The organism is Pseudomonas sp. S37, from assembly GCF_016658545.1.
In the GTDB taxonomy this organism is placed as follows: Bacteria; Pseudomonadota; Gammaproteobacteria; order Pseudomonadales; family Pseudomonadaceae; genus Aquipseudomonas.
Map to the genome: position 1 here is coordinate 61,269 of NZ_JACVZC010000010.1, position 23,185 is coordinate 84,453.

At 63.3% G+C, this 23,185-nt stretch carries 26 protein-coding genes; 13 read left to right on the forward strand and 13 right to left on the reverse strand.

The window, feature by feature from the left end; genetic code table 11:
• Positions 1–75: 75 nt before the first annotated feature.
• Genes IAE39_RS06190 through def form a run of 5 tightly spaced genes read right to left on the reverse strand, consistent with a single transcriptional unit; the run spans position 76 to position 4,606 of the window.
• On the reverse strand, positions 76–390 hold the full coding sequence (locus tag IAE39_RS06190; protein WP_201200346.1) for a tetratricopeptide repeat protein: 315 nt from the start codon (positions 388–390) through the stop codon (positions 76–78).
• A gap of 11 nt (positions 391–401) precedes the next feature.
• Positions 402–1,775 (reverse strand): Trk system potassium transporter TrkA, encoded by a 1,374-nt coding sequence (gene trkA, locus IAE39_RS06195; protein WP_201200348.1) that lies wholly within the window; start codon positions 1,773–1,775, stop codon positions 402–404.
• A 24-nt stretch (positions 1,776–1,799) separates the two neighbouring features.
• Positions 1,800–3,110 (reverse strand): 16S rRNA (cytosine(967)-C(5))-methyltransferase RsmB, encoded by a 1,311-nt coding sequence (gene rsmB, locus IAE39_RS06200; RefSeq protein ID WP_201200351.1) that lies wholly within the window; start codon positions 3,108–3,110, stop codon positions 1,800–1,802.
• Positions 3,107–4,039 (reverse strand): methionyl-tRNA formyltransferase, encoded by a 933-nt coding sequence (gene fmt / locus IAE39_RS06205; RefSeq protein ID WP_201200353.1) that lies wholly within the window; start codon positions 4,037–4,039, stop codon positions 3,107–3,109. Before fmt ends, rsmB begins: the two co-directional genes overlap by 4 nt.
• Before the next feature lie 60 nt (positions 4,040–4,099).
• A complete protein-coding gene (def, locus tag IAE39_RS06210) occupies positions 4,100–4,606 on the reverse strand; it encodes a peptide deformylase (RefSeq protein WP_016712797.1) in 507 nt (168 codons plus the stop codon).
• 207 nt (positions 4,607–4,813) lie between these two features.
• On the opposite strand from def, the gene dprA reads away from it, so the two are divergent.
• From dprA to IAE39_RS06230, 4 genes are all read left to right on the forward strand, one after another.
• Positions 4,814–5,911: a DNA-processing protein DprA gene (gene dprA / locus IAE39_RS06215; protein ID WP_201200357.1), complete on the forward strand. Its 1,098-nt coding sequence runs from the start codon at positions 4,814–4,816 to the stop codon at positions 5,909–5,911.
• A gap of 42 nt (positions 5,912–5,953) precedes the next feature.
• Entirely contained in the window at positions 5,954–6,511 is a 558-nt protein-coding gene (locus IAE39_RS06220; RefSeq protein WP_011953122.1) for an L-threonylcarbamoyladenylate synthase, read from the forward strand.
• A gap of 335 nt (positions 6,512–6,846) precedes the next feature.
• Complete coding sequence (locus IAE39_RS06225) at positions 6,847–7,290, forward strand: hypothetical protein (protein WP_201200359.1); 444 nt, start codon at positions 6,847–6,849, stop codon at positions 7,288–7,290.
• Between the two features lie 479 nt (positions 7,291–7,769).
• Positions 7,770–8,087: a hypothetical protein gene (locus IAE39_RS06230; protein ID WP_201200362.1), complete on the forward strand. Its 318-nt coding sequence runs from the start codon at positions 7,770–7,772 to the stop codon at positions 8,085–8,087.
• A gap of 132 nt (positions 8,088–8,219) precedes the next feature.
• Here IAE39_RS06230 and IAE39_RS06235 read toward each other — a convergent pair whose 3' ends face one another.
• A complete protein-coding gene (locus IAE39_RS06235) occupies positions 8,220–9,197 on the reverse strand; it encodes an NADPH:quinone reductase (protein ID WP_201200363.1) in 978 nt (325 codons plus the stop codon).
• A 135-nt stretch (positions 9,198–9,332) separates the two neighbouring features.
• On the opposite strand from IAE39_RS06235, the gene hemF reads away from it, so the two are divergent.
• Both hemF and aroE read left to right on the forward strand, forming a co-directional pair.
• On the forward strand, positions 9,333–10,244 hold the full coding sequence (gene hemF, locus IAE39_RS06240) for an oxygen-dependent coproporphyrinogen oxidase (RefSeq protein ID WP_201200365.1): 912 nt from the start codon (positions 9,333–9,335) through the stop codon (positions 10,242–10,244).
• Between the two features lie 25 nt (positions 10,245–10,269).
• Positions 10,270–11,094: a shikimate dehydrogenase gene (gene aroE, locus IAE39_RS06245; RefSeq protein WP_201200366.1), complete on the forward strand. Its 825-nt coding sequence runs from the start codon at positions 10,270–10,272 to the stop codon at positions 11,092–11,094.
• Positions 11,095–11,235: 141 nt separating this feature from the next.
• Here the strand turns inward: aroE and IAE39_RS06250 are convergent, their stop codons facing one another.
• The 3 genes from IAE39_RS06250 to betC all read right to left on the reverse strand — a co-directional run bounded on the left by IAE39_RS06250 (position 11,236) and on the right by betC (position 15,392).
• Positions 11,236–12,801, reverse strand: a complete 1,566-nt coding sequence (locus tag IAE39_RS06250) for a SulP family inorganic anion transporter (protein WP_201200367.1) — start codon at positions 12,799–12,801, stop codon at positions 11,236–11,238.
• A 129-nt stretch (positions 12,802–12,930) separates the two neighbouring features.
• The gene (choX, locus tag IAE39_RS06255; RefSeq protein ID WP_201200371.1) at positions 12,931–13,860 is read right to left on the reverse strand and encodes a choline ABC transporter substrate-binding protein; all 930 of its coding nucleotides are present in this window, start codon (positions 13,858–13,860) and stop codon (positions 12,931–12,933) included.
• A gap of 14 nt (positions 13,861–13,874) precedes the next feature.
• Positions 13,875–15,392, reverse strand: coding sequence for a choline-sulfatase (betC, locus tag IAE39_RS06260; RefSeq protein ID WP_201200373.1), 1,518 nt, complete (start codon positions 15,390–15,392; stop codon positions 13,875–13,877).
• Between the two features lie 108 nt (positions 15,393–15,500).
• On the opposite strand from betC, the gene IAE39_RS06265 reads away from it, so the two are divergent.
• Complete coding sequence (locus tag IAE39_RS06265; protein ID WP_201200375.1) at positions 15,501–16,400, forward strand: choline sulfate utilization transcriptional regulator; 900 nt, start codon at positions 15,501–15,503, stop codon at positions 16,398–16,400.
• Between the two features lie 277 nt (positions 16,401–16,677).
• Complete coding sequence (locus IAE39_RS06270) at positions 16,678–17,010, forward strand: DOPA 4,5-dioxygenase family protein (RefSeq protein WP_201200377.1); 333 nt, start codon at positions 16,678–16,680, stop codon at positions 17,008–17,010.
• 120 nt (positions 17,011–17,130) lie between these two features.
• Here the strand turns inward: IAE39_RS06270 and trpA are convergent, their stop codons facing one another.
• Both trpA and trpB read right to left on the reverse strand, forming a co-directional pair.
• Positions 17,131–17,940, reverse strand: coding sequence for a tryptophan synthase subunit alpha (trpA, locus tag IAE39_RS06275; RefSeq protein WP_201200379.1), 810 nt, complete (start codon positions 17,938–17,940; stop codon positions 17,131–17,133).
• Positions 17,937–19,154 carry a tryptophan synthase subunit beta gene (gene trpB, locus IAE39_RS06280; protein WP_201200381.1) on the reverse strand — a complete coding sequence of 406 codons (1,218 nt, stop codon included), beginning with the start codon at positions 19,152–19,154 and terminating at the stop codon, positions 17,937–17,939. The genes trpA and trpB overlap by 4 nt, the downstream gene beginning before the upstream one ends.
• Before the next feature lie 110 nt (positions 19,155–19,264).
• Between trpB and IAE39_RS06285 the strand changes: the two genes are divergently transcribed.
• A complete protein-coding gene (locus tag IAE39_RS06285) occupies positions 19,265–20,161 on the forward strand; it encodes a LysR family transcriptional regulator (protein WP_201200383.1) in 897 nt (298 codons plus the stop codon).
• Here the strand turns inward: IAE39_RS06285 and IAE39_RS06290 are convergent.
• Entirely contained in the window at positions 20,158–20,481 is a 324-nt protein-coding gene (locus IAE39_RS06290; RefSeq protein ID WP_201200385.1) for a DUF883 family protein, read from the reverse strand. The genes IAE39_RS06285 and IAE39_RS06290 overlap by 4 nt on opposite strands.
• A 150-nt stretch (positions 20,482–20,631) precedes the next feature.
• Here IAE39_RS06290 and IAE39_RS06295 point away from each other — a divergent pair, with 150 nt between their 5' ends.
• Positions 20,632–20,847: a dodecin gene (locus IAE39_RS06295; protein WP_056793784.1), complete on the forward strand. Its 216-nt coding sequence runs from the start codon at positions 20,632–20,634 to the stop codon at positions 20,845–20,847.
• 101 nt (positions 20,848–20,948) lie between these two features.
• Complete coding sequence (locus IAE39_RS06300; protein WP_201200386.1) at positions 20,949–21,170, forward strand: DUF1161 domain-containing protein; 222 nt, start codon at positions 20,949–20,951, stop codon at positions 21,168–21,170.
• Positions 21,171–21,269: 99 nt separating this feature from the next.
• Here the strand turns inward: IAE39_RS06300 and IAE39_RS06305 are convergent, their stop codons facing one another.
• Entirely contained in the window at positions 21,270–22,274 is a 1,005-nt protein-coding gene (locus IAE39_RS06305) for an LLM class flavin-dependent oxidoreductase (RefSeq protein ID WP_201200388.1), read from the reverse strand.
• A 153-nt stretch (positions 22,275–22,427) separates the two neighbouring features.
• Here IAE39_RS06305 and IAE39_RS06310 point away from each other — a divergent pair, with 153 nt between their 5' ends.
• Entirely contained in the window at positions 22,428–22,853 is a 426-nt protein-coding gene (locus tag IAE39_RS06310) for an OsmC family protein (protein WP_012269895.1), read from the forward strand.
• A 74-nt stretch (positions 22,854–22,927) separates the two neighbouring features.
• Positions 22,928–23,161, forward strand: a complete 234-nt coding sequence (locus tag IAE39_RS06315; RefSeq protein WP_046615292.1) for a DUF1161 domain-containing protein — start codon at positions 22,928–22,930, stop codon at positions 23,159–23,161.
• Positions 23,162–23,185: the final 24 nt, after the last annotated feature.

Genomic DNA, 23,185 nt, shown 5'->3' on the forward strand with positions numbered 1-23,185 from the left:
AGCGGGTTTACCCGCGAATGCGTCGGTTGATCCAGCATCGCATTCGCGGGTAAACCCGCTCCTACATGGTCCGCGTTAACTAGAGGCCTTGTTGAGCTTCTTCAGGAACACGGTCATCTCTTTTTCGGCCTGCTTGTCACCATGGGTCTGTGCCGCCACGATCCCGTCCTCCCAGGCCTTGCGCGCCGCCGCCAGGTCACCCTGCAGCTGATACGCCTTGCCCAGCAGCTTCCAAGCCGCCGAATACTTCGGATCCTGCTCCACACAGCGCGCCAGGTGCACCGCCGCTTCAGCACCATTACCCTCATCCAGCCAGGCCTTGCCCAACCCGAACCGCAGCAACGGGTTATCCACACCCTTGGCCAGCATCTTCTCCAGCGACTCGCGCATGCCCTCTTCTCCTAGAAGAAACTCAAGCCGACGTGGAACAGCTTTTCCACATCGCGAATATGCTTTTTATCCACAACGAACAGGATCACGTGGTCGCCCGATTCGATCAGGGTGTCGTCGTGGGCAATCATCACCTCTTCGTCACGGATGATCGCGCCGATGGTGGTACCCGGTGGCAGGGCAATGTCCTCGATGGCCTTGCCGACCACCTTGCTCGACTTCGAATCGCCATGGGCCACCGCCTCAATCGCCTCAGCTGCACCGCGGCGCAGCGAGTGTACGCTGACAATATCGCCGCGGCGAACGTGCGCCAGCAGGGTACCGATGGTGGCCAGCTGCGGGCTGATGGCGATGTCGATATCGCCGCCCTGCACCAGGTCGACGTAGGCCGGGTTGTTGATGATGGTCATCACCTTGCCCGCGCCCAGGCGCTTGGCCAGCAGCGACGACATGATGTTGGCTTCGTCGTCGTTGGTCAGGGCCAGGAAAATATCAGCGTCGGCGATGTTCTCTTCGAGCATCAAGTCCTTGTCCGAGGCGCTGCCCTGCAGCACCACGGTGCTTTCCAGGGTATCGGAGAGGTGCCGACAGCGGGCCGGACTCATCTCGATGATTTTCACCTGGTAGCGGCTTTCGATGGCTTCGGCCAGGCGCTCGCCGATCTGCCCGCCGCCAGCGATGACAATGCGCTTGTTGGTCTCGTCGATGCGGCGCAGTTCGCCCATCACCGCACGGATGTCCTTCTTCGCGGCAATGAAGAACACCTCATCATCAGCTTCGATCACCGTGTCGCCGCGCGGGGTGATCGGCCGGTCGCGGCGGAAGATGGCTGCCACGCGGGTGTCGACGTTAGGCATGTGCGCGCGGATCTGGCGCAGTTGCTGGCCGACCAGCGGGCCGCCGTAGTAGGCCTTCACCGCCACCAGCTGGGCCTTGCCTTCGGCGAAGTCGATCACCTGCAGCGAGCCCGGGTGTTCGATCAGGCGCTTGATGTAGTTGGTCACCACCTGCTCAGGGCTGATCAGCACGTCGACCGGGATATGGTCGTTGTCGAACAGCTCTTCACGGGTCAGGTACGAAGACTCGCGCACCCGGGCGATCTTGGTCGGGGTGTGAAACAGCGAATAGGCCACCTGGCAGGCAACCATGTTGGTCTCGTCACTGTTGGTGACCGCCACCAGCATGTCGGCGTCGTCGGCACCGGCCTGGCGCAGCACCGTCGGCAGCGAGCCGCGGCCTTGCACGGTGCGGATATCCAGGCGGTCGCCCAGGTCGCGCAGGCGGTCGCCGTCGGTGTCGACCACGGTAATGTCGTTGGCTTCGCTGGCCAGGTGTTCCGCCAGCGTACCGCCTACCTGTCCTGCGCCGAGGATGATGATCTTCATCCGCTACTCCCTACCCGTTTGTGCTTACCCGCGCGTGGCGGCGATCTTGATCAGCTTGGCATAGTAGAAACCGTCGTGGCCGCCTTCCTGGGCCAGCAACTGGCGACCGTGGGGCTGGCGCAGGCCGGCTTCGGTGGCCAGGTCCAGCTCCCGCGCGCCCGGGGTGCGGGCGAGGAAGGCGTCGATCACTTCGGTGTTCTCGGTCGGCAGGCTGGAGCAGGTGGCGTACAGCAGCATGCCGCCCACTTCCAGGGTCGGCCACAGGGCATCAAGCAGCTCGCCTTGCAGCGCGGCCAAGGCCGGGATGTCGTCGGCCTGGCGGGTCAGCTTGATGTCCGGGTGGCGGCGGATCACGCCTGTGGCCGAGCATGGCGCATCGAGCAAGATGCGCTGGAACGGCTTGCCGTCCCACCAGCTGGCGGTATCGCGGGCATCGCAGGCGATCAGCTCGGCGTCCAGTTGCAGGCGGTCGAGGTTCTCGCGCACGCGGGTCAGGCGCTTGGCTTCGAGGTCGATGGCCGTCATGTGGGCCAAGCCCGGTTCGGCTTCCAGCAGGTGGCAGGTTTTGCCGCCCGGGGCACAGCAGGCGTCGAGCACGCGCTGGCCGGGGGCCAGCTCCAGCAGGTCGGCAGACAGTTGCGCAGCTTCGTCCTGCACGCTCACCCAGCCCTCAGCAAAGCCCGGCAAGCCGCGCACGTCGCAGGCTTCGGCCAGCACGATACCGTCACGGCTGAACTGGCAGGCGCTGGCGGCAACGCCCGCTGCGGCCAACAGTGCCAGGTAGGCGTCGCGGCTGTGGTGACGGCGGTTGACCCGCAAAATCATCGGTGGGTGGGCATTGTTGGCGGCGCAGATGGCTTCCCACTGCTCCGGCCAGAAGGCCTTCAGCGTTTTCTGCAGCCAGCGCGGGTGGGCGGTGCGCACCACCGGGTCGCGCTCCATGCCGGCCAGCAGCTCTTCGCCCTCACGCTGGGCGCGGCGCAGCACGGCATTGAGCAGGCCCTTGGCCCACGGCTTTTTCAGTTTGTCGGCGCAGCCCACGGTTTCACCGATGGCGGCGTGGGCCGGAATGCGGGTGTAGAACAGCTGGTACAGGCCGACCAGCAGCAGCGCCTGCACATCAGCATCGGCGGCCTTGAACGGCTTTTGCAGCAATTGCGCGGCCAGCAGGTCCAGGCGTGGCTGCCAGCGCGCGGTGCCGAACGCCAGGTCCTGGGTCAGGCCGCGGTCGCGTTCCTCGACCTTGTCCAGCTGGGCTGGCAGCGAGCTGTTCAGCGAGGCCTTGCCGCTGAGCACAGCGGCAAGGGCACGGGCGGCGGCGAGGCGCGGGTTCATTGGCCCAGCACCTTGCCGGCGGCGAACTTCTCGCGGCGGCTGTTGAACAGGTCGCTGAAGTTCAGCGCCTTGCCACCGGGCAGTTGCAGGCGGGTCAGGCTCAGCACTTGGTCACCGCAGGCGACTACAAGGCCGTCCTTGCTGGCGGAGAGGATCTCGCCGGGGGCGCCCTTGCCTGTGGACAAGTTGGCGGTCAGCACCTTCACGCTCTCGCCATCCAGGGTGCTGTGGCACACCGGCCATGGGTTGAAGGCGCGGATCAGGCGCTCCAGCTCGACGGCCGGGCGGCTCCAGTCGATGCGCGCTTCGTCCTTGTTCAGCTTGTGTGCATAGGTGGCCAGGGCATCGTCCTGTACCTCGCCTTGCAACGAACCGTCGGCCAGGCCGGCGATGGCTTGCACTACAGCCGGCGGCCCCATCTCGGCCAAGCGGTCGTGCAGGCTGCCGCCGGTATCGTCGGCGCTGATCGGGGTGACTACCTTGAGCAGCATCGGACCGGTGTCCAGGCCCGCCTCCATGCGCATCACGGTCACGCCGCTCTCGGCGTCACCGGCCTCCACGGCGCGCTGGATCGGCGCCGCACCACGCCAGCGCGGCAGCAGTGAGGCATGGCTGTTGATGCAGCCCAGGCGCGGAATATCCAGCACGGCTTGCGGCAGGATCAGGCCATAGGCGACCACCACCATCAAGTCGGGCTGCAACGCGGCGAGTTCGGCTTGCGCATCGGCATTGCGCAGGGTCTGCGGCTGGAACACCGGGATGTCATGGGCCACTGCCAGTGCCTTGACCGCGCTCGGCATCAGCTTCTGGCCACGGCCGGCAGGGCGATCGGGCTGGGTGTAGACGGCCACGATCTCGTACGGGCTGTCGAGCAGGGCCTTGAGGTGTTCGGCGGCAAACTCTGGAGTGCCTGCAAAGACGATGCGCATGGAGTTCTCGCTTCAAAAAAGAAAAAGGCTTGCCGGAGCAAGCCTTCTGGAAGGTGGGGATCAGGCTTGCTGGCGGTGCTGCTTTTCCAGCTTCTTCTTGATCCGGTCGCGCTTGAGCTGCGACAGGTAGTCGACGAACAGCTTGCCGTTGAGGTGATCGAATTCGTGCTGTACGCACACGGCCAGCAGGCCCTCGCATTCCAGCTCGTACGGCTTGCCGTCGCGGTCCTGGGCCTTGACGCGGACACGCAGCGGGCGGTCGACGTTCTCGTAGAAGCCCGGTACCGACAGGCAGCCTTCCTGGTACTGGCCCATGTCGTGGGTCAGCTCTTCGACCGTAGGGTTGATGAAAACCCGCGGCTCGCTGCGGTCTTCGCTGAGGTCCATGACCACGACTTGCAGGTGCACGTTGACCTGGGTAGCGGCCAGGCCGATGCCAGGGGCTTCGTACATGGTTTCAAACATGTCGTCGATCAGCTGACGCAGGGCGTCGTCGAACACCGTCACCGGCTTGGCGATGGTGCGCAGGCGCGGGTCCGGGAATTCGAGAATGTTCAAGATGGCCATAAGGTCAGGCAGTCACTGTGCGTTCGGTTGAAAACTGAGCACACATAATAAAGGGAAACGGGGATTTCAGCACCTGTGAAAGCTCGTCTAGGGTTTTCAGGGCCTGTTTATGGCCCATTCAATGGACAGGTTGTCAAAGCGTTATCAACAAAGTTATCCACAGCTTGTGCCACGTCGATGGCCCTTTCTTGATCAAGGATGATCCCCATGCAGACTTACCATTCGTCACCTATTCCGCCCGCCGAACTGGAGGCGCGATTACGCCTGCATCGCCTGCCAGAGACCGGATTGCGACGCTTTCGCACCTTGCTGGAAGCCTTTGGCAGTGCCTCTTCGGCGCTGTGCGCACCGGCTGGCGCCTGGCGTGCATTGGGCATACCGCAGGCCACCATCGATGCCCGGCGCAGTGCCGAAGTACGCGAAGGTGCGCTGGCCGCAATGGCCTGGCTAGAGCGTCCCGGCCAGCATTTACTGATGTGGGACGGCCCTGGCTACCCGCCACTATTGGCCGAAATCGACGATGCTCCACCGCTGCTTTTCGTTGCTGGCGACCCGGCCCTGCTTGAGCGCCCGCAGCTGGCAATTGTGGGCAGCAGGCGTGCTTCACCCCCGGCACTCGACACGGCTGCGGCATTTTCCCGCTACCTGGCGCAGGCCGGTTTCACCATCACCAGCGGGCTGGCCGTGGGCATCGACGGTGCCGCTCATCGGGCCGCATTGCAGGCCGGCGGGGGCACGATTGGCGTGCTCGGCACGGGGTTGCAAAAACTTTATCCACAGCGCCATCAAGCGCTTGCGCAGGCGATGATGGACAACGGTGGGGCGCTGGTTTCCGAGTACCCGCTGGATGCCGGGCCGCAGCCTGCCAACTTCCCACGGCGTAATCGCATCATCAGTGGCTTGTCGCTGGGGGTGCTGGTTGTGGAGGCCAGTCTGGCCAGCGGTTCGCTGATTACAGCGCGGTTGGCGGCCGAGCAAGGCCGCGAGGTCTATGCCATACCGGGTTCCATTCACCACCCTGGGGCCAAGGGCTGCCACCAGCTGATTCGTGATGGCGCGCTATTGGTGGAAACCGTGGAACAGATAATGGAAACCCTGCAGGGCTGGCAGAACCTGCCGCCGGCAGTTGTGGACAGATTCGACCACCCGCTGCTCGCCTTGCTGCATGCCGCGCCACAAACCAGCGAAAGCCTTGCCCATTGCAGCGAGCTGCCGCTGGCTGAGGTGCTGGCGCAACTGACCGAATTGGAGCTGGATGGCCGGGTCAGCAATGAAGCCGGGCGTTGGTTTGCCCGCGTGGGCTAAGTACACTGCGCACATGCAAGGTATATAGGCGGAGTAACAGCAATGGTGAGCAGTTTTCGTGTGCAACAAGCCGCACGTGAGATCCGGGCGGGTGCAGTGATCGCCTACCCGACTGAAGCGGTCTGGGGCCTGGGCTGCGACCCCTGGAACGAGGACGCGGTGTATCGCCTGCTGGCGCTGAAGTCGCGCCCTGTGGATAAAGGGCTGATCCTGATTGCCGACAACATCCGCCAGTTCGACTTCCTGTTCGAGGATTTCCCCGAAGACTGGATCGACCGCATGGGCAGCACCTGGCCGGGGCCGAACACCTGGCTGGTGCCGCACCAGGACCTGTTGCCCGAGTGGGTGACCGGGCAGCATGACACCGTGGCGCTGCGGGTCAGCGACCACCCGGTGGTGCGTGAGTTGTGCGCGCTGGTCGGGCCGTTGATTTCCACCTCGTGCAACCCCGGCGGGCGCCCTGCGGCGAAGACCCGGTTGCGGGTGGAGCAGTATTTCCATGGCCAGCTGGATCTGGTGCTGGGTGGGGCGTTGGGGGGGCGGAAGAATCCGAGTGTGATTCGCAACCTGGCTACTGGCGAGGTTGTGCGACCGGGCTAAATACATATCCACAGGTGTGGCATGGAATCCTGTGGGAGCGGGTTCACCCGCGAAGAGGCCAGCCCAGGCAACCTCTACGAATGGCACGGACTTCGCCCGTGTTCGCGGGTGAACCCGCTCCCACAGAGGGGCAAGTTCCACGCAGATTTTTCTGATTTTGTTTCGAATGGCTGTTCGGTGCACAGTTTGGGAAACCTCCTACTGCCCGTGTCCAATGCCGTCACCTTCCCTGAACAAACCCCAGTCTCTAGCTTGCTAGTCATGCGTCGCATCGTCGGCGGTCGGTCTTTGTAGCTAGGGAGAGCCGTCGAAAATCGGCGGCAGCACTGGGAATAATGCCGCTATTCGAAAATGCCGAATACCTCATAAGGGCCAATCTAGAGCAGCTCGCGTCCAACAACCGGGTCAGAGCAGTGGAAATTGGTAGGCTCACCGCAGAACAGTTCGAAGCGATCAATAGGCAGAAAGAGGCGCAGGATTTGCCACTGTTGCAGGACTCCGGGATCGTCTTCATCGGCAGCCATGCCTACAGAAGCCGGGTGATACGGGATGGATATACCATCGATGACATGGTTCTGCAGATCAAGGCAGCGCTGGCGGCGACGTCGATCTGGAAAAGCGCTACGCGCATGACCGCTCTTCGCAGCACGATTGGTCGTGACGATGGCTATGGAAATGAAATTTTTGATGAGGCGATTTTTGAGCTGACGGCTCGCAAGCCCAAGGCAGAGCTCTATTCGATTATCCCTAAAGGGGACAGAAACAAGCCCAAAAAATAAAGGCCGCTTGAGCGGCCTGAATGGTAAGGATGTACTCGCCCGGATAACTTGAAACTCAACCGGCGCACCAGCACATCCTCAAGAAGAAAGGCTACGCTTCCGAGTCTGTACGGTCAAGCCGGGACCATTTTCTCGCGTGCTATGCATGGGCCTCCTGTTGCCGTCTGCGTGATCAGGGTTTTCTGATTGTTGCCAAAATTGCTGTCCAGCTAGTCACTTCGGAAATATCCTACGAGCCGCGTCCCCTGCCATCACCTTCTCAGTGGGAACCTCTGCCCTTAGGCTTAAACCGTCGCCGAATAATTTGGCGATCGGGTGTGGTAACCCGGGCTCAGGGTGATCTTGGCAGTCCATGGCGGCTGTTCGCAGGAGGCTTCGTGCCTGCTGGGTTTTAGATCTCCCACCCGGTTTACCACCCTGCGTACAGCTGCCACCTATTCGTGTGGTAACGACTGGGTGGGGCCATGAAGCGAGATCTAATGATGAAGAAAATTGTTCCAGATCCACCCCTACCCTGCACCTCCACCCGCCCCTTCGGCCGCTGCGATGCCGGCCATGACCCGCTCTTCACCGTCAACCCGAACATTTCCGCCGAGGACGCTCTGGTCCACGTAGCCCTATACCTGCGTAGTGCCTACGAGACCGGATACAAAGCCCTGGACTACATGCGCGAAGAGGGCCGTGGCATGTTCTGGTCGAACCTGCATGCGATTGAAATGGCAGAGGGAGTGGTTGAGGCAATACTCGATGGGATCGAGTCGACCCCGCCACCGACGAACCGGCCCTCACAGGTATAGCGCAGCTATCGAAGCCGACGCAGTAACCTGTGGGAGCGGGTTTGTTCACCCGCGAACACCGGCAGAGCCGGTGCCATCCACCGCGGTGGCTTCTTCGCGGGTAAACCCGCTCCCACAGGGAACGTGTGTGGCTTAGGGAATTAGTACTGTCGATCCCACAGTCCGCCGCGCCGACAGCTCCGTCTGCGCCTTCGCCGCCTCACTCAGCGGGTACCTTTGCTGGATATCCACAACCAACTTGCCACTGCCAATCATCGCAAACAGGTCATCGGCCATGGCCTGGGTGTTCTCGGCATTGTTGGCATAGGTCGCCAAGGTCGGTCGGGTCACATACAGCGAGCCCTTCTGCGCCAGAATCCCCAGGTTCACCCCGCTCACCGCGCCCGAGGCATTGCCGAAGCTCACCATCAACCCACGCGGTTGCAGGCAGTCCAGCGAGGTCAGCCAAGTGTCGGCGCCTACGCCGTCATACACCACCGGGCACTTTTTGCCGTCGGTCAGCTCCAGCACCCGCTTGGCAACATCTTCATGGCTGTAGTCGATGGTTTCCCATGCCCCCAGCGCCTTGGCCCGCTCGGCCTTTTCGGCAGAGCTCACGGTCCCGATCAGCTTGGCCCCCAGCGCCTTGGCCCACTGGCACGCCAGCGAACCCACACCACCCGCTGCGGCATGGAACAGGATCACGTCACCCGCCTTTACCTCATAGGTCTGCTTCAGCAGGTACTGCACGGTCAAACCCTTGAGCATCACCGCCGCCGCCTGCTCGAAGCTGATGTTGTCGGGCAGCTTGACCAGGTTGGCCTCCGGCAGCGTATGCACCTCGCTGTACGCACCCAGCGGGCCACCGGCATGGGCCACGCGATCACCCACCTTCAACCGGGTCACGCCCTCGCCCACGGCTTCGACCACGCCCGCCGCTTCGGTACCCAACCCCGAAGGTAGGGCTGGCGGCGCGTACAGCCCGCTGCGGAAATAGGTGTCGATGAAGTTCAGGCCGATTGCATGGTTGCGCACGCGCACCTGCTGCGGCCCGGGCGGGGCGGGTTCGAATTCCACAAACTGCAGCACTTCCGGGCCGCCATGCTGGCTGAACTGGATACGCTTGGCCATCTCGCACTCCTGTAGTCTGGATCGGGAAAAGGCCTTCTATCGGACGCCTTTGCTTGATCGCCGTCAACTGCGGCGCGCGCGCTGGCGGTGGTATGCTACGCGGCGAATTCTTCCCTGCCCGTTCCTGGTGACCCGATGACTAGCCGCACCGAGGCCGTGAAAGCCTACCTGCTCGACCTGCAAGACCGCATCTGCTCTGCCCTCGAAAACGAAGACGGCGGCGCCCGCTTCGTCGAGGACGCCTGGGTGCGCGAAGCCGGTGGCGGCGGGCGCACGCGGGTGATCGGCGACGGCAAGCTGATCGAAAAGGGCGGGGTCAACTTCTCCCACGTGTTCGGCGCCGGCCTGCCACCTTCGGCCAGTGCCCACCGCCCGGAACTGGCGGGCCGTGGTTTCGAGGCGCTGGGCGTGTCGCTGGTGATCCACCCGCACAACCCGCACGTGCCCACTTCCCACGCCAATGTGCGCTTCTTCATCGCCGAGAAGGAAGGCGAAGAGGCGGTTTGGTGGTTTGGCGGCGGCTTCGACCTGACCCCGTACTACGGCAATGAAGAAGACTGCATCCACTGGCACCGCGTGGCCGAGCAGGCCTGTGCGCCGTTCGGCGCCGATGTGTACCCGCGCTACAAGGCCTGGTGCGACCGCTACTTCCACCTCAAGCACCGGGGCGAGCCTCGCGGCATCGGCGGCCTGTTCTTCGATGACCTGAACGAGTGGGACTTCGACACCTGCTTCGCCTTCATCCGCGCCATCGGCGATGCCTATGTCGACGCCTACCTGCCGATCATCCAGCGCCGCAAAGACACGCCATATACCGCAGAGCAACGCGAGTTCCAGGAGTACCGTCGCGGCCGCTACGTCGAGTTCAACCTGGTCTACGACCGTGGCACGCTGTTCGGCCTGCAGTCCGGCGGCCGCACCGAGTCCATCCTCATGTCGCTGCCGCCGCAAGTGCGCTGGGGCTACGACTGGAAGGCCGCGCCCGGCAGTGAAGAAGCGCGCCTGACCGAGTACTTCCTGCAAGACCGCGACTGGCTAGGCCAGTAAGCCTGTGGACAACCAAGGAGCCGTCATGGACCAGTACGTCGTTTTTGGTAACCCCATCGGCCACAGCAAGTCGCCGCTGATTCACCGCCTGTTCGCCGAGCAGACCGGCCAGGACCTGGAATACGCCACCCTGCTGGCGCCGCTGGACGAGTTCAGCGACTGCGCGCGCGGCTTCTTCAAGCAAGGCAGCGGCGGCAATGTCACGGTACCGTTCAAGGAAGAGGCCTACCGCCTGTGCGACAGCCTGACCCCGCGTGCCCAGCGCGCTGGCGCGGTGAACACGCTGAGCAAGCTGGCTGACGGCACTTTGCAAGGCGACAACACCGATGGCGCCGGCCTGGTGCGTGACCTGACGGTGAATGCCGGGGTCGAGCTGACGGGCAAGCGCATTTTGATCCTCGGTGCCGGTGGTGCAGTGCGTGGCGTGCTGGAGCCGATCCTGGCGCACAAGCCGCAATCGCTGGTGATCGCCAACCGAACCGTGGAAAAGGCCGAGCAGCTGGCGCGTGAGTTCGATGAACTGGGGCCGGTGGTGGCCAGTGGGTTTGCCTGGTTGCAGGAGCCGGTGGATGTGATCATCAATGCCACTTCGGCGAGTCTGGCCGGGGAATTGCCGCCGATTGCCGACAGTTTGGTCGAGGCAGGGCGCACGGTTTGCTATGACATGATGTATGGCAAGGAGCCTACGCCGTTTTGCCAGTGGGCTGAGAAGCTGGGCGCGGCCAAGGTGCTGGATGGGTTGGGGATGCTGGCTGAGCAGGCGGCTGAGGCGTTCTTTATCTGGCGGGGGGTGCGGCCGGATACCGCTCCGGTGTTGGCTGAGTTGCGCCGGCAATTGGCTCGAGGCTGAGAATTTGGGGCCGCTTTGCGGCCCATCGCGACGCAAGGCCGCTCCTACAACGACCGCGAAATGCCTGCAGGCGCGGTCCCCTGTAGGAGCGGCCTTGCGTCGCGATGGGCTGCGCAGCAGCCCCAGAATCTCAACCCAACCTCATTCTTCAAACCGGATCGGACACAACTCCACCCCTTCCAGCTTCTGCAATTCTTCAATCACCTGCGGCCTGGCCCGATGCAAGGTGAGACTCCCCCCCAACCGCCGCAGCCGCCGTGCCTCGCGGTGCAACATATCCACCCCCGAGTAGTCGATAAAATTCACCTGCCGCGCATCGATCACTACATGCGGCCCCTGGCAGCGCTGCAAGCGCACCTGCAGGTAATGCGCCGCACCAAAGAAGATCGACCCGCCGACCCGCAGCACGTCCGCCTCCCCTTCACGGCTCTGCTGCACCCGTGGCCGTGAGGTGCGCTTCAAATAGAAGAACAGCGACGCCAGCACCCCGGCATAGATCGCCGTCTGCAGCTCGAGCAACAAGGTCGCCGTCGCCGTCAGCGCCATCACCAGAAACTCCGAGCGGCTGACCCGGAACAGCGCACGAATCCCGCGGCGGTCCACCAATCCCCAGCAGATCAACAGGATGCTGCCAGCCATGGCCGGGATCGGCAGGTGTGCGATCAACCCGGCACCGACAACGGCGAACAACGCCACCCATAGCGCCGAGAACACCCCGGCCATCGGCGAGCGGGCACCGGCCTCATAGCTCAGGCCCGAACGGGTGAAGGAACCGGCAGACAGGTAGCCGGAGAAGAATGCGCCAGCAATGTTCGACAGACCTTGTGCGCGAATTTCCTGGTCAGGGTCGATCAGCTGTTCCGAGCGCGCCGACAGCGAACGGGCAATGGACAGGCTGGTCACCAGCCCCAGCATGCCCACTGCCACGGCGCTGGGCAGCAGGCGCAGGATCAGTTCCACGTCCAGCAGGGGCAGCGGACTGAACGGTGGAAGTTGCCCGGTGAAGGCCGTCACCCTTGGCACATGGCCAAACCAGCCCGGCAGCAGCCAGGCCAACAGGCTGACCAGCATCAGACTTATCAACAGGCTCGGCCAACGTGGGCGCCAGAGCTTGAGCGCCACACCGATCACCACAGTGGCCAGGCCGAGGACCAGCGACGGCAGGTCGACCTCGCCGGCGTGGCTGGCCAGGTCTTGCACGGTCTTCAGGGCCGTGGCCTGGCTGGGCAGGTCCATGCCCAGCAGGTTCGGCAACTGGCCCAGGGCGATGACGATGGCCGCGCCGAGGGTGAAGCCGAGCACCACGGAATGCGAGACGAAATTGACCAGCGCGCCAAAGCGCAGCAGCCCCAGCAGCAACTGGAAGATGCCGCCAAGGAAGGTCAGCAGCAGTACCAGCGTGATGTAGTCGCTGCTGCCGGCCACCGCAAGCGGGCTGATGCTGGCGTACAAGACGATGGAGATGGCGGCCGTCGGTCCGCAGATCAGGTGCCAGGACGAGCCCCACAAGCAGGCGATCAGCACCGGCACGATGGCGGCGTACAGGCCGTACTCGGCGGGCAGGCCGGCGATCAGCGCATAGGCGATGGATTGCGGCAGGGCGAGGATGGCACCGCTCAGGCCGACCTGCAGGTCCTGGCGCAGGCTGCGGCCCGATTGGCGGGGGAGCCAGTTAAGGAAGGGCAGCAGATGGAAGAGGCGATGCATGAGATATCCACAGTTCCGAAGGTGCACTGTCCCATTGTAGGAGCGGGTTTACCCGCGAATGCGGTGGTACATTCACTGCAGCATTCGCGGGTAAACCCGCTCCTACAATGGGGCGCGTCGCGTCTGAGATTACAGCTTGGCTTTGACGGCCTCTAGGGCATTGCCATCGGCCTTGGTAGTCACCCCAGCCAACCACCCTTCCAGCAACTGGGGATGCGCTTTCACCCAAGCCTTGGCCGCATCATCAAAGCTGATCTTCTTGTCCACAACCTCAGCCATGATGGTGTTTTCCATGTCCAGCGTGAACTTCAGGTTACCCAGCAGCTTCGCCGCATTCGGGCAGGCTTGTGGATAACCCTTGCGGGTCAGTGTATAGACCTCGCCCTTGCTGCCAAACCACTTCTCCCCACCCGTCAGGTAATGCATCTTCAACTTCACGTTCATTGGGTGTGGGGTCCAGCCAAGGAAGGTGATGAACTGCTGCTTCTTCACCGCCCGGTCGACCTGGGTCAGCATCGCTTGCTCGCTGGACTCGACGAGCTTCCACTGGCCGAGGTTGAACTCATTTTTGTCGATGATTTCCTTCAGCGACAGGTTGGCCGGTGCGCCCGAGCCAATCCCGTACAGCTTTTTGTCGAATTTGTCGGCGTGCTGCTGCAGGTCGGCGAAATCCTTCACCCCGGCATTCCACACATAGTCTGGCACTGCGAGGGTAAATTCGGTTCCCTCCAGGTTGCGCGACAGCTGCTGCACATCGCCATTGGCGATGAACTTGTCATGGAAACCCTGCTGCGCCGGCATCCAGTTGCCGAGGAAGGCATCGACGCGGCCGTCCTTGAGGCCGCCGTAGATGATCGGCACCGCCAGGCTGTCGATCTTCACCTGGTAGCCCAGGCTTTCCAGCAGCAGGCGGGCAACGGCATTGGTCGAGGCGATGTCGCTCCAGCCGGGGTCAGCCATTTTTACGATGCTGCATTGTGCGTCGCTGTCGGCGGCGTGGGCCGTGGCGGCACCCAGGCCCAAGGCCAGGGTGAACACGGCGGCGGAGAACTTGTGCATGGCGGCCTCTCTTCTCAATCCATGGGTGCGGGCTGTGGATAACGTGCCTTGCGCTCGAGGTCGTCGAGATCGATGTGGTTGCGCATGTACTGTTGGCTGGCGTCCACCAGCGGTTGGTGGTCCCAGCTTTTCAGCTTGCCGATGGCCAGCGCCTCGGCCACCAGGCGCCGCCGCCGTTGGCTGGCCAGCACCTGCTGGCGCAGGCTGGGGATATCCCAGCGCTGCTGTGCTTCATCGACAAATGCCTGCAGCAGCGCCTGGTGGTCCGGGCTGCCGGTGAGATTCTCCCGCTCGTGCGGGTCGCGGCTCAGGTCATAGAGTAGGCAAGGGTCGTCTTCGCTGTACACGAATTTGTACGGCCCGCGGCGGATCATCATCAGCGGGCCGACGGTGCCTTCGGCCATGTACTCGCCGATTACTTCGTCGTGGCCGCCCTGCCCTTGCAGGTGGCCGAGCAGCGAGCGGCCGTCCAGGTGCAGGGCGTTATCCACAGCCCCGCCAGCCAGTTCGACCAGTGTTGGCAGCAGGTCGCAGGTGGATACCGAGGCGCTGACCCGGCCAGCGGCGAAGCGCTGAGGCGCGTGGATCAGAAGTGGCACCCGCGCCGACATCTCGAACCAGTGCATCTTGTACCAGAGGCCACGCTCGCCAAGCATGTCGCCGTGGTCGCCGGAGAATACGATCAGGGTGTCGTCGGCCAGCTGGCATTCTTCCAGGGTCTGCAACAGCTGGCCGATGTTGTCGTCGATGTAGCTGCACGCGCCGAAATAGGCGCGGCGGGCATCGCGGATCTTGTCCACAGGCAGCGGCTTGTTCCACAGGTCGTAGACCTTGAGCAGGCGCTGCGAGTGCGGGTCGAGTTCCGCCTGGCTGAATTCGGCACGCGGCATGGGGATATCCACACCTTCGTAGCGGTCCCAATAGCGCCTGGGGATGGTGTACGGGTCGTGCGGGTGGGTCATCGACACGGTCAGGCAGAACGGCCGGCCGTCGTTCTCGCGCACATGGTCGTACAGGTACTGGCGCGCCTTGAACACCACCTCTTCATCGAAATCCAGCTGGTTGGTGCGCACGCATGGCCCGGCCTGCAACACCGAGGACATGTTGTGGTACCAGCTTGGGCGCACGTCTGGCTCATCCCAGTTCACCGCCCAGCCGTAGTCGGCCGGGTAGATGTCGCTGGTCAGGCGTTCTTCGTAGCCGTGCAGCTGGTCCGGGCCGCAGAAGTGCATCTTGCCCGACAGCGCGGTGCGATAGCCAAGGCGGCGCAGGTAATGGGCGTAGGTCGGTATGTCGCCGGGGAAGTCGGCAGCGTTGTCGTAGGCACCGATGCGGCTGGGCAACTGGCCGCTGACCAAGGTGAAGCGCGACGGTGCACACAGTGGGCTGTTGCAGTACGCCGAATCGAACACGACGGCCTGTTCTGCCAGGCGGCTCAGGTGTGGCATGTGGATCGGTGACGGGCCGTAGATCGGCAGCAAGGGTGCGGCCATCTGGTCGGCCATGATGAACAGGATATTCGGGCGCGTCATGGTGGCTTCCATCGTTGAGGGTTATGCGAACCGCTTGCCTACCAAGATGCGACTATGAATAACATGGGTAAAGCCCATGGCGGGCAATGACTGGGATTAGCTGAACTTATGTTTGACCACCTGGCCGAGTTGTCGCTGGATACCTTGCGTGTGTTCGAGGCCGCTGCGCGCTTGCGTGGTTTCACGGCCGCGGCGCTGGAACTGGGCACTACTCAGCCGGCGGTGAGCCAGCAGGTGAAACGGCTGGAGGCGCAGTTGGGCACGCGCCTGTTTGACCGTATCTACCGCGGCATCGAACTGACCGAGGCGGGCCAGATGCTGTTCGAGCAAGTGCATCAGGGCCTGCAGGCGATGGAGGATGGTATTGCCCAGGCCAGCGGGCGCGGCCAGCGCGAAGTGCTGCAGGTGGCCACCGACTTTGCCTTTGCGGCGTTCTGGCTGATGCCACGGTTGCAGCGCTTTCACGAGGCTTATCCACAGGTGGACGTAAGCCTGGTGACCGGCGAGCGCAGCCAGGGCATGTTGCGCCCGGATATAGATGTGGCGGTGCTGTTTGGCGATGGGCGTTTTCACCAAGGCGAGAGCCGCTGGTTGTTCGATGAAGAAGTTTTCCCGGTCTGCAGCCCCCGGCTGATTCATGGCAAACCCTTGTCTGCTGTGGCTTTGCAACGATTGCCGCTACTGCATTTGAAGGGGGAGCAGGCCAGCGGCTGGTTTGACTGGGCAGGGGTATTTCGCGGGTTTGGTGTGGCCAGCCCGCCGCCGGCTGGGCAGTTGCGGTTCGACAACTATACATTGCTGATCCAGGCGGCGATTGCCGGGCAAGGCGTGGCGATTGGCTGGGGGCACCTGGTGGATGGGCTGGTCGAGCAAGGGATGCTGTGCCGGCCGCTGGAGGGGAGTTTGCGTTCGGCGCGGGGGTATTACGTGGTGCTGCCGCCGCGTAAGCGCCGTGGGGCGTTGATCGAGCGGTTTGTAAGTTGGCTGGAGCATGAGCGTAGCCTTTGAGATTTTGGGGCCGCTTTGCGGCCCATCGCGACACAAGGCCGCTCCTACAAAGGCACTGCGCACGCCGGCCCCATGTAGGAGCGGCCTTGCGTCGCGATGGGCTGCGCAGCAGCCCCGGCAATCCAGACTACGAAGTTCAGTTGCCCGCCCCGGTGCAAATCCAGCACATCGAAATCGCCCACCGGCAAAAGCCGGCGTATAGTCGAACGCTTCAGGGTTATTCACTGCATCACACCCTTCGCAGGTGGAGATGGTTGGACCGCAATCAGGAGTTATCGTGCAGAGGATCAAGGGTTACCACGCCCACGTTTATTACGACGCCACCACCCTGGAGCAGGCCCGTGAGCTGTGCGAGGAAGCGGCGCGGCTGTTTCCGGTGACCATGGGGCGTATGCACCAGAAACCGGTGGGGCCGCACCCGGACTGGAGCTGCCAGCTGGCGTTCGAGCCGGAGTATGTCGGGGTGGTGCTGCCTTGGTTGGCGCTGTATCGGAAGGGCTTGGTGGTGTTCATGCACCCGCTGACCGGGGATGAACTGGCGGACCACCGCGATCATGCGATCTGGATGGGGGCTGTGCGGCCTTTGGATCTGTCGATCTTCGGGGGGTAGATTGCGGTAGCCTGGGCTGGCCTCTTCGCGGGTGAACCCGCTCCCACAGGGACCGCACAGATGCTGAAAACTGTGGGGGACCTGTGGGAGCGGGTTTACCCGCGAATCAGGCGACGCGGTTCAGCGACGGGCGCCACGCACCCCTTCAGCCAGCGCCGAGCACAGGCTCAACACATCGCTGACCGCCTGCTCGCCAGTCTTGGCCTGGGCAATCTTGTCGACCAGCGCCGACCCCACCACCACACCATCGGCCAGGCGGGCGATGTTCGCCGCCTGCTCTGGCGTACGAATGCCGAAACCAACGCTGATCGGCAAATCGGTATGCCGACGCAGGCGGGCAATGGCTTCAGTAACGTGCTCGGTGGTCGCCGAGCCGGCACCGGTCACGCCGGCCACCGACACGTAATAGACAAACCCGGAACTGCGCTCCAGCACGCGCGGCAGGCGCGCATCGTCGGTGGTCGGGGTGGTCAGGCGGATGAAGTCGATGCCTGCAGCCTGGGCCGGGGTGGCCAGTTCGGCGTCGTGCTCTGGCGGCAGGTCGACGATGATCAGGCCATCGACGCCGGCTTGCTTGGCTTCAGCCACAAACTTTTCCACGCCAAAGCGGTGGATCGGGTTGTAGTAGCCCATCAGCACGATCGGCGTGGTCTGGTTATCCACACGGAATTCGCGAACCATCTGCAGGGTCTTGGCCAGGGTCTGGCCAGCTTCCAGGGCGCGCAGGGTGGCCAGCTGGATCGCCACGCCATCGGCCATCGGGTCGGTGAACGGCATGCCCAGTTCGATCACGTCGGCGCCAGCGGCCGGCAGGCCCTTGAGAATCTGCAGCGAGGCGTCGTAGCCCGGGTCGCCTGCGGTGACGAAGGTGACCAGCGCCGAGCGGCCTTCGGCTTTCAGCTCGGCGAAACGTTGTTCAAGACGGCTCATGCCTGTTTCTCCTGGGCGGCCATGTGGCTCATGACGGTTTGCATGTCTTTGTCACCGCGGCCCGACAGGCAGATCACCATGAGGTGGTCCTTGGGCAGCTTCGGTGCGCGCTTGATCGCTTCGGCCAGGGCGTGGGAGCTTTCCAGGGCCGGGATGATGCCTTCCAGGCGGCAGCAAGCATGGAACGCGTCCAGCGCCTCGTCGTCGGTGATGCTGACGTATTCCACGCGCTTCACTTCGTGCAGGTAGGCGTGCTCCGGGCCGATGCCCGGGTAGTCCAGGCCCGCGGAAATCGAGTGGGCGTCGGTGATCTGGCCGTCTTCGTCCTGCAGCAGGTAGGTACGGTTGCCGTGCAGCACACCCGGTACGCCGCCGTTCAGGCTGGCTGCGTGCTTGTCGGTGTGCACGCCGTGGCCACCGGCTTCAACGCCGATGATCTGCACGCTTGGCTCTTCGAGAAACTCGTGGAACAGGCCCATGGCGTTGGAGCCACCACCGACGCAGGCAATCAGGCTGTCTGGCAGGCGGCCTTCCTTTTCTTGCAACTGGGCGCGGGTTTCCTTGCCGATGATCGACTGGAAGTCGCGGACCATGGCTGGGTACGGGTGTGGGCCAGCCACGGTGCCGATCAGGTAGAAGGTATCTTCAACGTTGGTGACCCAGTCGCGCAGGGCTTCGTTCATGGCGTCTTTCAGGGTGCCGGTGCCGGCGGTAACCGGCACGATTTCGGCGCCCAGCAGCTTCATGCGGAACACGTTGGCCTGCTGGCGCTCGATGTCGGTGGCGCCCATGTAGATCACGCAAGGCAGGCCGAAGCGGGCGGCGACGGTGGCGGTGGCCACGCCGTGCATGCCGGCGCCGGTTTCGGCGATAAGGCGTTTCTTGCCCATGCGCTTGGCCAGCAGCACTTGGCCGATGCAGTTGTTCACCTTGTGCGCGCCGGTGTGGTTGAGCTCTTCACGCTTGAAGAAGATCCTGGCGCCGCCACAGTGCTCGGTCAGGCGCTCGGCGAAGTACAGCGGGTTGGGGCGGCCGATGTAGTCGCGCTGGAAGTAGGCCAGCTCTTCAAGGAACTTGGGGTCGGCCTTGGCCGCTTCGTACTCGCGGGCCAGGTCCAGCACCAGTGGCATCAGGGTTTCGGCCACGTAGCGGCCGCCGAACGAGCCGAACAGGCCGTTGGCGTCGGGGCCGGGGCGGTATTGGGACTGGGTCATGGGGCGCTCCAGGGCGTAATGAATGAGTGATGGGCTTTACTCTAACCACGGCAAGCCCGGCTGAAAACCGATAAGATTGCGTTAACTTGTCAGAAAAACTCACAGGTAACATGGCCCACGACCTCCCTCCCCTGAATGCCCTGCGCGCCTTCGAGGCGACCGCCCGGTTCAACAGCGTCAGCCAGGCGGCTGAAGCGCTGCACGTCACCCATGGCGCCGTCAGCCGGCAGATCAAGGTACTTGAGGAGCACCTGGGCGTAGCCTTGTTCGTCAAGGACGGGCGTGGCATCAAACTCACAGATGCCGGTGTGCGCCTGCGCGATGCCAGTGGCGAGGCCTTCGACCGCCTGCGTAGCGTGTGTGCCGAGCTGAGCCGCGATGTCAGCGAGGCGCCGTTCGTGCTGGGCTGCTCCGGCAGCCTGCTGGCGCGCTGGTTCATCCCGCGGCTGGGGCGGCTTCAGGCGGACCTGCCGGAGTTGCGCCTGCACTTGTCGGCGGGTGAAGGTGACCTCGACCCACGGCGGCCGGGGCTGGATGCGCTGCTGGTGTATGCCGAGCCCCCTTGGCCGGCAGACATGCAGGTGCATGTGCTGGCCGAGGAACGCATCGGGCCGGTACTGAGCCCGCATTTCGCTGGCTTTGAACGGTTGCAGGGCGCGCCTGCCAAGGCGTTGCTGGGCGAAGCCTTGCTGCACACCACATCGCGCCCGCAAGCCTGGCCGACCTGGGTGGTGCAACAGGGGCTGGAGCCTGCGGCCATCCACTATGGCCAAGCCTTCGAGCACCTGTATTACCTGCTGGAAGCTGCGGTGGCGGGGTTGGGCGTGGCGATTGCGCCGCAGCCGCTGGTTGCCGATGACTTGCGGGCGGGTCGCCTGAGTGCGCCATGGGGTTTTTCACCGACCCCGGCGGCGCTGGCGCTGTGGGTGCCGCGGCGCGCCGCTGATGGGCGCGCCGAGCAACTGGCGCAGTGGTTAAGGGCAGAGCTGTCGCGGCAGAGCGCTTAGTTGCGCTTGCACATCAGGTACGCCGCCAGCAGGCCCAGCGCACCGATGGCCACGCCGGCGGTGGTGTACGGGTGCTCCTGGGCGTAGTCACGGGTGGCGATGCCGGTCTGGCGGGTACGTTCCTTCACTTCCTCGTAGGCATCGCTCAGCAGGCTGCGCGAATGACGAAGGGCGCTCTCGGCGTTGCTGCGCATCGCCTTGACTGACTTCTGGGTTTCCTCGGAGGCGTCGTGCTTCAGGTTTTCCAGGCTTTTCAGCAGGCTTTCGATCTCTGCTTCCATGCTTTCCAGGGACGTTTTACGCAGCGAGTTGCGGGGCATGTTGACTCTCCTTTGCAGTATGGGCTGTAAGAATTGCGACCCCCCGGCTGCGGGAAAGTGCGATCGAACTTTTGCTTGCGGTGACGGCTCGCAGGTAAACCAGGCCTGCGCTGCTAGGCTCAATCTCACTGTCACCCAAGGAGAGCGCTCATGACCGATCATCACACCTACAAGAAGATCGAACTGGTAGGGTCTTCGCCAACCAGCATCGAAGAAGCGATCAACAATGCCCTGGCCGAAGCCGGCAAGAGCATTAAGCATCTGGAGTGGTTCGAAGTGATCGATACCCGTGGCCATATCCGCGACAACAAGGCCGCGCACTTCCAGGTCACGCTGAAGGTGGGCTTCCGCATCGCCAATAGCTGATACATCTGCGGGCTGGAACAGCCTGGCGGGATGGGGTATTTAGGAAAGGGGTGCCTTGGCGGGCGCCCTTTCTGATTTCATCTGCACAAGGAATGCGAGTGATGAACAAACTGATTCTGGCGCTGGGCCTGATGTCCCTGGCTGGCGGTGCGCTTGCAGCGGGCAAGCCCTGTGAAGAGCTGAAGGCGGAAATTGCCGCCAAGCTGGATGCCAAGGGGGTTACCGGCTACAAGCTGGAGATCGTCAATAAAGGCGACCCGGCGGGCAAGGTGATTGGTAGCTGTGAAGCCGGTACCAAGGAGATTGTGTACCGGCGCGGCTAAGGTGTTGGCTTCTTCGCGGGTAAACCCGCTCCCACAGCTACGGTGCCGTTCTCAGGCCCTGTGATATCCCTGTGGGAGCGGGTTTACCCGCGAAGAAGCTCACTCGGTCTTCAAGGCCTGCGCCATCAATTCATAGGACCGAATCCGGTCCGCATGCTCGTACAGGTCACAGGTAAAGATCAGCTCATCCGCCCCGGTCTGCTCCAGCAGCACTTCCACCTTGGCCCGCACCTTCTGCGGGCTGCCGATCATCGCCAAGCCCAGGAAACTGCCTACCGCATCGCGCTCATGGGGCAGCCACAAACCCTCCATGCTTTCTACCGGTGGCTTCTGCATCAGGCTCTGCCCACGAATCAGCGCGAGAATGCGCTGGTACACCGAGGTAGCCAGATACTCGGCTTTCTCATCCGTCTCGGCCACCACCATGGGAATACCCAGCATCACATACGGCTTGTCCAGCGTGGTCGAGGGCTTGAAGTGGTTGCGGTACACGCGGATCGCCTCGTGCATGTAGCGCGGCGCAAAGTGCGAGGCGAAGGCGTAGGGCATGCCGCGCATGCCGGCCAGTTGGGCGCTGAACAGGCTGGAACCGAGCAGCCACAGCGGCACGTCGGTGTCGTGCCCCGGCACGGCGATCACTTTCTGATCATCGGTACGTGGCCCGAGGTAGCGCGACAGCTCTTCGACATCGTCCGGGAAATCGTCCGGGCCGCCCGCGCGATCACGGCGCAGGGCATAGGCGGTCATCTGGTCAGAACCCGGCGCACGCCCCAGGCCCAGGTCGATGCGCCCCGGGTACAGGCTGGCCAGGGTGCCGAACTGCTCGGCGATCACCAGTGGCGCATGGTTGGGCAGCATCACCCCGCCAGAGCCCACACGGATAGTCGAGGTGCCCCCGGCAAGGTAACCGATCAGCACCGATGTGGCCGAGCTGGCGATGCCGTCCATGTTGTGGTGTTCGGCCACCCAGAAGCGGTTGTAGCCAAAACGCTCGACATGCTGCGCCAAATCCAGCGAGTTGTGCAGCGATTGCGCCGGGCCGGCGTCGGCGCGCACGGGCACCAGGTCGAGGGTGGAAATCTTCAAGTCACGCAGCTGCGTCATGGAGCCTCCGCAAAGGTGGTTGGCCACAGGCCTTTTCAACTCTGTATGGGCACATTCGGCGGATTCAATGCTTGCTGTGCGATTGCGCTGAACTTGCCGTAGGCCGCTGGCCTCTGAACCCATAAGCACGTAACCCAGTGACCAGGAGGCATCATGAAAAAGACAGCATCGGCAATCTGGCAAGGTGGCCTGAAGGACGGCAAGGGCCTGCTTTCCACCGAAAGCGGCGCACTCAAACAGAACCCCTACGGCTTCAATACCCGTTTCGAGGGTACGCCCGGGACCAACCCTGAGGAACTGATCGGTGCCGCGCATGCCGGCTGCTTCTCGATGGCGCTGTCGATGATGCTCGGTGAGGCGGGGCTCACTGCGGACCGGATCGACACCGCAGCCGAGGTGACCCTCGACAAGCAGGCGGATGGTTTTGCGATTACCGCCGTGCACCTGGTGCTAAGGGCCAAGGTGCCCGGGGCCAGCGAGGCGCAGTTCCTCGAGATCGCCAACAAGGCAAAGGAAGGCTGCCCGGTGTCCAAGGTGTTGAACGCGAAGATCAGCCTGGATGCTGCGTTGGTAGGCTGAAGCGGCGCAACGATGGCAGTTTGCTGTAGTCTAAACAGCGTCGGCAGCACTACTGCCCTTTCAGGAGCCGCTCCATGATTCGCGTAGCAATCGCCGTGTTGGCTTCGCTGGTCGCCACGTCTGCGCTGGCGGCGGTGAAGCCGTGCGAGGAACTCAAAGCCGAGATCGAGGCGAAGATCCAGGCCCAGGGCGTGCCGTCCTATACCCTGGAGATCGTGCCCAACAGCGAGGTCAAGGACCAGAACATGGTGGTCGGGACCTGTGATGGTGGGACCAAGAAGATCATTTACCAAAAGAATGATCGGTAAAGTTTGAGATTTTGGGGCCGCTTT

What these genes read in the sequence shown, in the direction of transcription:
- IAE39_RS06190 (WP_201200346.1), bottom strand. Translation starts at nt 390, where the DNA reads ATGCGCGAGTCGCTGGAGAAGATGCTGGCCAAGGGTGTGGATAACCCG.
- trkA (WP_201200348.1), bottom strand. Translation starts at nt 1,775, where the DNA reads ATGAAGATCATCATCCTCGGCGCAGGACAGGTAGGCGGTACGCTGGCG.
- rsmB (WP_201200351.1), bottom strand. Translation starts at nt 3,110, where the DNA reads ATGAACCCGCGCCTCGCCGCCGCCCGTGCCCTTGCCGCTGTGCTCAGC.
- fmt (WP_201200353.1), bottom strand. Translation starts at nt 4,039, where the DNA reads ATGCGCATCGTCTTTGCAGGCACTCCAGAGTTTGCCGCCGAACACCTC.
- def (WP_016712797.1), bottom strand. Translation starts at nt 4,606, where the DNA reads ATGGCCATCTTGAACATTCTCGAATTCCCGGACCCGCGCCTGCGCACC.
- dprA (WP_201200357.1), top strand. Translation starts at nt 4,814, where the DNA reads ATGCAGACTTACCATTCGTCACCTATTCCGCCCGCCGAACTGGAGGCG.
- IAE39_RS06220 (WP_011953122.1), top strand. Translation starts at nt 5,954, where the DNA reads ATGGTGAGCAGTTTTCGTGTGCAACAAGCCGCACGTGAGATCCGGGCG.
- IAE39_RS06225 (WP_201200359.1), top strand. Translation starts at nt 6,847, where the DNA reads ATGCCGCTATTCGAAAATGCCGAATACCTCATAAGGGCCAATCTAGAG.
- IAE39_RS06230 (WP_201200362.1), top strand. Translation starts at nt 7,770, where the DNA reads ATGATGAAGAAAATTGTTCCAGATCCACCCCTACCCTGCACCTCCACC.
- IAE39_RS06235 (WP_201200363.1), bottom strand. Translation starts at nt 9,197, where the DNA reads ATGGCCAAGCGTATCCAGTTCAGCCAGCATGGCGGCCCGGAAGTGCTG.
- hemF (WP_201200365.1), top strand. Translation starts at nt 9,333, where the DNA reads ATGACTAGCCGCACCGAGGCCGTGAAAGCCTACCTGCTCGACCTGCAA.
- aroE (WP_201200366.1), top strand. Translation starts at nt 10,270, where the DNA reads ATGGACCAGTACGTCGTTTTTGGTAACCCCATCGGCCACAGCAAGTCG.
- IAE39_RS06250 (WP_201200367.1), bottom strand. Translation starts at nt 12,801, where the DNA reads ATGCATCGCCTCTTCCATCTGCTGCCCTTCCTTAACTGGCTCCCCCGC.
- choX (WP_201200371.1), bottom strand. Translation starts at nt 13,860, where the DNA reads ATGCACAAGTTCTCCGCCGCCGTGTTCACCCTGGCCTTGGGCCTGGGT.
- betC (WP_201200373.1), bottom strand. Translation starts at nt 15,392, where the DNA reads ATGACGCGCCCGAATATCCTGTTCATCATGGCCGACCAGATGGCCGCA.
- IAE39_RS06265 (WP_201200375.1), top strand. Translation starts at nt 15,501, where the DNA reads ATGTTTGACCACCTGGCCGAGTTGTCGCTGGATACCTTGCGTGTGTTC.
- trpA (WP_201200379.1), bottom strand. Translation starts at nt 17,940, where the DNA reads ATGAGCCGTCTTGAACAACGTTTCGCCGAGCTGAAAGCCGAAGGCCGC.
- trpB (WP_201200381.1), bottom strand. Translation starts at nt 19,154, where the DNA reads ATGACCCAGTCCCAATACCGCCCCGGCCCCGACGCCAACGGCCTGTTC.
- IAE39_RS06285 (WP_201200383.1), top strand. Translation starts at nt 19,265, where the DNA reads ATGGCCCACGACCTCCCTCCCCTGAATGCCCTGCGCGCCTTCGAGGCG.
- IAE39_RS06290 (WP_201200385.1), bottom strand. Translation starts at nt 20,481, where the DNA reads ATGCCCCGCAACTCGCTGCGTAAAACGTCCCTGGAAAGCATGGAAGCA.
- IAE39_RS06295 (WP_056793784.1), top strand. Translation starts at nt 20,632, where the DNA reads ATGACCGATCATCACACCTACAAGAAGATCGAACTGGTAGGGTCTTCG.
- IAE39_RS06300 (WP_201200386.1), top strand. Translation starts at nt 20,949, where the DNA reads ATGAACAAACTGATTCTGGCGCTGGGCCTGATGTCCCTGGCTGGCGGT.
- IAE39_RS06305 (WP_201200388.1), bottom strand. Translation starts at nt 22,274, where the DNA reads ATGACGCAGCTGCGTGACTTGAAGATTTCCACCCTCGACCTGGTGCCC.
- IAE39_RS06310 (WP_012269895.1), top strand. Translation starts at nt 22,428, where the DNA reads ATGAAAAAGACAGCATCGGCAATCTGGCAAGGTGGCCTGAAGGACGGC.
- IAE39_RS06315 (WP_046615292.1), top strand. Translation starts at nt 22,928, where the DNA reads ATGATTCGCGTAGCAATCGCCGTGTTGGCTTCGCTGGTCGCCACGTCT.